At 69.1% G+C, this 6,520-nt stretch carries 6 protein-coding genes; 4 read left to right on the forward strand and 2 right to left on the reverse strand.

The annotated features are described in order from the left end of the window. The first annotated feature begins 413 nt into the window (after nucleotides 1–413). Both ccrA and MFF22_RS24385 read left to right on the forward strand, forming a co-directional pair. Nucleotides 414–1,703 (forward strand): crotonyl-CoA carboxylase/reductase, encoded by a 1,290-nt coding sequence (ccrA, locus tag MFF22_RS24380; RefSeq protein WP_238253344.1) that lies wholly within the window; start codon nucleotides 414–416, stop codon nucleotides 1,701–1,703. Nucleotides 1,704–1,855: 152 nt separating this feature from the next. Further along, complete coding sequence (locus MFF22_RS24385) at nucleotides 1,856–2,155, forward strand: alkylphosphonate utilization protein (protein WP_238253346.1); 300 nt, start codon at nucleotides 1,856–1,858, stop codon at nucleotides 2,153–2,155. Between the two features lie 405 nt (nucleotides 2,156–2,560). On the opposite strand, the gene MFF22_RS24390 is transcribed toward MFF22_RS24385, so the two are convergent. Beyond that, a complete protein-coding gene (locus MFF22_RS24390; RefSeq protein ID WP_238253347.1) occupies nucleotides 2,561–2,737 on the reverse strand; it encodes a hypothetical protein in 177 nt (58 codons plus the stop codon). 170 nt (nucleotides 2,738–2,907) lie between these two features. On the opposite strand from MFF22_RS24390, the gene MFF22_RS24395 reads away from it, so the two are divergent. Then, a complete protein-coding gene (locus MFF22_RS24395) occupies nucleotides 2,908–4,209 on the forward strand; it encodes an ArgE/DapE family deacylase (RefSeq protein ID WP_238253348.1) in 1,302 nt (433 codons plus the stop codon). A 126-nt stretch (nucleotides 4,210–4,335) separates the two neighbouring features. On the opposite strand, the gene aptA is transcribed toward MFF22_RS24395, so the two are convergent. Then, nucleotides 4,336–5,658: an omega-aminotransferase AptA gene (aptA, locus tag MFF22_RS24400; RefSeq protein WP_238253349.1), complete on the reverse strand. Its 1,323-nt coding sequence runs from the start codon at nucleotides 5,656–5,658 to the stop codon at nucleotides 4,336–4,338. A 146-nt stretch (nucleotides 5,659–5,804) separates the two neighbouring features. Here aptA and MFF22_RS24405 point away from each other — a divergent pair, with 146 nt between their 5' ends. Next, a complete protein-coding gene (locus MFF22_RS24405) occupies nucleotides 5,805–6,365 on the forward strand; it encodes a cupin domain-containing protein (RefSeq protein ID WP_238253350.1) in 561 nt (186 codons plus the stop codon). Nucleotides 6,366–6,520 lie beyond the last annotated feature (155 nt).

A 6,520-nucleotide genomic window follows, 5' to 3' on the forward strand; every position in this document is an offset into this window, starting at 1 on the left:
CGTGTTTTGGGTCCCCCTTCCGTGACGGCGCGTGCCCCCAGGCCGGCGGCTCTCTTCGCTGTCATCGCGAGGCGAAGCCGAAGCAATCCAGAGCGCGACGTCTCCGGACGAGGCAGCGCCGACTGGATTGCTTCGCGGCGCTCGCAATGACGGCGGCGCTGTCGCGATCAAATGGAGGCCGTCTGACGCGGTTCGGTCGGCCCCGACGCGGGGAAAGACCGAATAATCTTGAGCCCTCGCCAAAACGGATTTTGAATATGCGGCCCCTCCCCTCTGAGAGGCCGCAATCTTTCCGTGTGAGCGATGCTTTCTCAGACTTTCGGCCCACTTGGAGGCCTTCGACATCACCGCTATAGCCGGGATCCGAAGAACCGCGGCCCTGCATAAGACCGCGCGTCAGTGAGGAGAGCGACATGGCGGCGAGCGCTGGGGTCCAGCCGGCGGGGGGCGAGGTCAAGGACCTCTACGAGATGGGTGAGATTCCCCCACTCGGTCATGTGCCGGCCAAGATGTATGCCTGGGCGATCCGGCGCGAGCGCCACGGGCCGCCGGAGCAGTCCCACCAGCTCGAGGTCCTGCCGGTCTGGGAGATCGGCGACGACGAGGTGCTGGTCTACGTCATGGCCGCCGGCGTCAACTACAACGGCGTCTGGGCCGGCCTCGGCGAGCCGATCTCGCCCTTCGACGTGCATAAGGGCGAGTACCACATTGCCGGCTCCGACGCCTCCGGCATCGTCTGGAAGGTCGGCGCCAAGGTGAAGCGCTGGAAGGTCGGCGACGAGGTCATCGTTCACTGCAACCAGGACGACGGTGACGACGAGGAGTGCAACGGCGGCGACCCGATGTTCTCCCCGACCCAGCGGATCTGGGGCTACGAGACCGGGGACGGCTCCTTCGCCCAGTTCTGCCGGGTGCAGTCGCGCCAGCTGATGCACCGGCCCAAGCACCTCACCTGGGAGGAGGCGGCCTGCTACACGCTGACCCTCGCCACCGCCTACCGGATGCTGTTCGGCCATGCCCCGCACACCGTGCGGCCCGGCCAGAACGTGCTGATCTGGGGTGCCTCCGGCGGCCTGGGCGTGTTCGGCGTTCAGCTCTGCGCAGCCTCCGGCGCCAACGCCATCGCCGTGATCTCGGACGAGTCGAAGCGCGACTACGTGATGAGCCTCGGCGCCAAGGGCGTCATCAACCGCAAGGACTTCGACTGCTGGGGCCAACTGCCGAAGGTGAATTCCCCGGAGTTTCACGCCTGGACGAAAGAGGCGAGAAAATTCGGCAAGGCGATCTGGGACATCACCGGCAAGGGCAACGACGTCGACATCGTGTTCGAGCACCCCGGCGAGGCGACCTTTCCGGTCTCGGCCCTGGTGGTGAAGCGCGGCGGCATGGTGGTGTTCTGCGCCGGCACGACCGGCTTCAACATCACCTTCGACGCCCGCTACGTGTGGATGCGCCAGAAGCGCATCCAGGGCTCGCATTTCGCCCATCTCAAGCAGGCCTCGGCGGCGAACCAGTTCGTCCTCGACCGGCGGATCGACCCGTGCATGAGCGAGGTCTTCCCCTGGGATAAGATCCCCCAGGCCCACACCAAGATGTGGAAGAACCAGCACCCGCCGGGCAACATGGCCTGCCTCGTCAACTCACCGCGCGCCGGCCTCCGGACCGTCGAGGACGTGATCGAGGCCGGGCCGCTCAAGCGGTAAGCCGAGCGTTCGGGCGGCACCGCGCCGAGCGGTGCTGCCCTGCGCGGCCGGCCCTTGCCCCCTGGAGGACCGGGCGCGAAAACGGCCAAGCTCGGAGAGCCGGCCCCGCCGATTCGGCGTGAGAGGACGGCACCGGGCGGGGACCTGACGACGTGACCGGCGACGACGAATCTTACGTGTACGATGAAGCCACTGGAGAGTGGCTGCCCCTCGGCACCGCCACGGCCGCGCCTGCAAAACCGGAGGTCCGCGACGCGGCCGGCAACGTCCTGGCGGACGGCGATTCGGTGACGCTGATCAAGGACCTGAAGGTCAAGGGCACGAGCACGACCCTGAAGCAGGGTACGGTGATCCGCTCGATCCGCCTCACGGACGACCCCGAGGAGATCGACTGTCGCCACGACACGATCAAGGGTCTGGTCCTGCGCACGGAATTCGTGCGCAAGCGGTAGGGTTATGAGGTGGCGTGCCTTCTCGCCCCCCACCTGCCCAACCCGTCATTACAAGTGCCCAACCCGTCATTGCGAGCGCAGCGAAGCAATCCAGGGACGCGCCGTGTTCTGAGGTGTCCCGCTGCCCAGGGTTGCTTCGCTGCGCTCGCAATGACGGCGCGGGTGTCGCAATGACGGCGCGATCTCCGCCCGCCGATCCCACCCATTTCCCTCATCCTGAGGTGCGGCGATAGCCGCCTCGAAGGAGGGCTCCAGAAGGCTCCGCGATCCCAGGAGGCCTCCTTCGAGGCCCGCTGACGCGGGCACCTCAGGATGAGGCGCAGGGTAGGATGTCCGCTGCCACACCCGTCGCCCCGAGGCGACGAGGAATGCGCCCCTGTCCGGTTCAGCCTCCTGGGATAAGCGCTACCGCCGCCGGGGCTCGTCCTGTGGCAGGTGGCGCCCGTAGACCTCCTCCTTCTCCGCCCGTTGGCGGATCATCTCGGCATAGGCTTCGCGCATCTCCGGCGAGACGGCGATGCTCTTGCCCTTGCTCGGCTTGCGCTTGGGCGCCTTCTTGAAGGTATCCCCGGTCTCGCTCATGCCGTCCCCTCCGATCGGCAGCAGGCGGTCCCGCGCCTGCGAGGCCCGCAGCCAATGCAGGTGAGGCGCGATTTGGCAAGGGGACCGGGCGTTTGCCCGCACCATGGGCAGGCCGGGCGTTGACACCCGGGCCCCGCGGGATTCCCATCCTGCGACAACCCGGAGTGCCCATGTCCCGCGACTCGACCCTCGACCCGACCCTCGCCGCCGAGATCGAAGCCGCCGTGTCGGAGGGGTTCGCCGAACAGGTCGCCCATACCCAGGCGCTGGTGCGCCATGCCTCCCTCCGGGGCGAGGAGCAGGCCTGCCAGGATGCCGTCTTCGAGGCGTTCCGCGCCCGGGGCTACGCCACCGAACGCTTCGCCATGGACCGGGCCGCGCTCGCCGCCCATCCCGGCGCCGGGCGGATCGATGCCCGCCATTCGCAGGCGCCGGTCGTCGTCTGCCATCACCGCCCGCGGGGGCAGGCGGGCCGCTCGCTGATCCTCCAGGCCCATGTGGACGTGGTGCCGCCCGGCCCCCTCGACCTGTGGACCCACTCGCCCTTCGACCCCGTCATCGAGGGCGACTGGCTCTACGGCCGGGGCGCGGGCGATATGAAGGCGGGGCACGCCGCCAACCTGTTCGCCCTCGACGCCCTGGCGCGGATCGGCCTCCAGCCGGCCTCGGCGGTGACGATCCAATCGGTGGTGGAGGAGGAATCGACCGGCAACGGCGCCCTGGCGGCGCATCTGCGCGGCTACCGGGCCGACGCGGTACTGATCCCCGAGCCGGAGGACGAGGCCCTGGTGCGGGCCAATACCGGCGTCATCTGGTTCACGGTGGAAGTCCGGGGCAAGCCGGTCCATGTCCGCGAGATGGGCGCGGGCGCCAATGCCATCGACGCGACCTGGCGGGTGGTCGGTGCCCTGCGCGAGGTCGAAGCCCGCTGGAACGCCCTGCGCACCCGCCACCGCCATTTCGAGGATGAGGCTCACCCGATCAACCTCAACATCGGCCGGATCGCCGGGGGCGATTGGGCGTCCTCCGTCCCGGCCTGGGCCCGGGTGGAGTGCCGCATCTCCCTCTATCCCGGCACGCGGGCGGCCGACGCCGCCGCCGAGATCGAGGCCGCCGTCGCCGCCTTCGCCGCGGGCGATCCGTTCCTGGCGCAGAGCCCGCCGGTGGTGACCTTCAACGGCTTCATGGCCGAGGGCTACGTGCTGGAGGAAGGATCGGAGGCGGAGGCCGTGCTCGGACGGGCCCATGAACGGGCGACCGGCACGATGCTCACGAGCTTCATGTCGCCGAGCTATCTCGATACCCGCGTCCACGCCCTGTACGAGGGCGTGCCCGCCCTGTGCTACGGGCCCCGGGCCGAGAACATCCACGGTTGCGACGAGCGCGTCAGCCTCGCCTCGGTGAAGCGCTCCACCACCGCCATGGCCCTGTTCGTGGCCGAATGGTGCGGGGTGGAGAAACGGGCCGGATAAGGCCTGCCGCCGTCATTGCGAGCGGAGCGAAGCAATCCAGTGGGATCCGCCTCGTTCGGAGGCGTCCCGCGTCCCTGGATTGCTTCACTGCGTTCGCAATGACGAAGCCGGTGAGGTGAACGGCTCTTAAGCCGCCCGGTCGATGGCGGCCCCCAGGATCTCGGCGATCTCTGCGATATGCCCCTGCTCGATGATGAGCGGCGGCGACAGGGCGATGATGTCGCCGGTGACGCGGACCAGCAGGCCCCGTTGGAAACAGTCCACGAAGACGTCGTAGGCCCTCTTGCCCGGGGCGTCCGGCCGGGATTCCAGTTCGATGCCGGCGATGAGGCCGATGGTGCGGATGTCGATGACGGCCTTTCGCCCGCGCAGGTCGTGTATGGCCGAGGCCCAGTCGTCGGAGACGGCGGCGGCGCGGGTGAGGAGCCCCTCCTCCCGGTAGATGTCGAGGGTGGCGATCCCGGCGGCGCAGGCGACCGGGTGGCCGGAATAGGTGTAGCCGTGGAACAGCTCGATCCCCTCCGGGCCGTTCATCAGGCCGTCGTGGACCGCCCGGCTGGCGAAGACCGCACCCATCGGAACCGTCCCGTTGGTGAGGCCCTTGGCCGAGGCGACGAGGTCCGGGCGCACGCCGAGGAAGTCGGTGGCGAAGGGTGCGCCGAGGCGTCCGAAGCCGGTGATGACCTCGTCGAAGATGAGCAGGATGCCGTGCTTGGTACAGAGGGCGCGCAGGCGCTCGAGGTAGCCCTTCGGCGGGATCAGCACGCCCGTCGAGCCGGAGACGGGCTCGACGATGCAGGCGGCGATGGTCTCGGCCCCGTGCAGGGCGACGAGGCGCTCGAGATCGTCGGCAAGCTCGGCCCCGTATTCCGGCTGACCCTTCACGAAGGCGTTGCGGGCGGGGTCGTGGGTGTGGCGCAGGTGGTCGGCCCCCGGCAGTTGCGGGAAGACCCGGCGGTTCGAGACGATGCCGCCGACCGAGATGCCGCCGAAGCCGACGCCGTGATAGCCCCGCTCCCGGCCGATCAGCCGGGTGCGGGTGCCCTGCCCGATCGCCCGCTGGTAGGCGAGCGCGATCTTGAGGGCGGTATCGACCGATTCCGAGCCGGAATTGGTGAAGAACACCCTATCGAGGCCCCCGGGTGCGATCTCCGCGAGGCGCTCGGCGAATTCGAAGGCGATGGGGTGGCCCATCTGGAAGGTCGGGGCGAAATCGAGGGTGGCGAGCTGCCGCTCCACCGCCGCTGCGATCCCCCGCCGGCCGTGTCCGGCATTCACGCACCACAGGCCCGCGGTCCCGTCGAGGACGGTGCGGCCGTCATCGGCCGTGTAGTGCATCCCCTCGGCGGAGACGAGGAGCCGCGGCGCCGCCTTGAACTGCCGGTTCGCCGTGAACGGCATCCAGAAGGCATCGAGGGACGGGCTGTTGCGCAGGGGATGATCGGACATGAAGCGGGCTCCGCCGGTGACACGGCAGGGGATACCTTTCGGGGCGCCGCAACAAGTCCTTTTCTGCGCCGCGCCAACCCCTTGCAGGAGCGTGGCCGTCGGCGGCACTGTTGCGGGATCGGCAACAGCTGCAACGGAGCCGTCCCATGAGCGTCGATGTCGGCGAGCGGTTGCGGTTCGTGCGGGTGCGCCACGGCCTGTCCCAGCGGACCCTGGCCAAGCGGGCGGGCGTCACCAACTCGGCGATCTCGCTCATCGAGGCGAACCGGGTGAACCCCTCGGTCGGCGCCCTGAAGCGCATCCTCGACGGCATCCCCATCGGCATGGCTGAGTTCTTCGCCGTGGAGCCGGAGCCGGAGCGCAAGGCGTTCTTCGCCGCGCACGAGTTGACCGAGATCGGCCGCCGCTCGGCCAAGGGGGGCATCTCCTTCCGGCAGGTCGGGGAGAACCTGTTCGGGCGCAAGCTCCAGATCCTGATGGAGCGCTACGAGCCCGGCGCGGATACCGGCCGGGTGCCCCTCAGCCATGACGGCGAGGAAGGCGGCATCGTGCTGAGCGGCCGGTTGGAGGTCACGGTGGGCGAGGAGCGCCGGATTCTCGGACCCGGCGACGCCTACAGTTTCGACAGCCGCCGCCCCCACCGCTTCCGCTGCGTCGGGCCCCATCCCTGTGAGGTGGTGAGCGCCTGCACGCCACCGAGTTTTTGAGGGAGCCGCGGGTCGCGTTCCCTTCCCGTTTCGGGGATCGCCCCGACGACGATCCCACCTGCATCCTCATCCTGAGGTGCCCGCGTCAGCGGGCCTCGAAGGAGGGCTCCAGGGATCGCAAGGCCTTCTGGAGGTCTCCTTCGAGGCGGCTTCGC

It is taken from the genome of Methylobacterium persicinum (assembly GCF_022179525.1).
In the GTDB taxonomy this organism is placed as follows: Bacteria; Pseudomonadota; Alphaproteobacteria; order Rhizobiales; family Beijerinckiaceae; genus Methylobacterium; species Methylobacterium persicinum.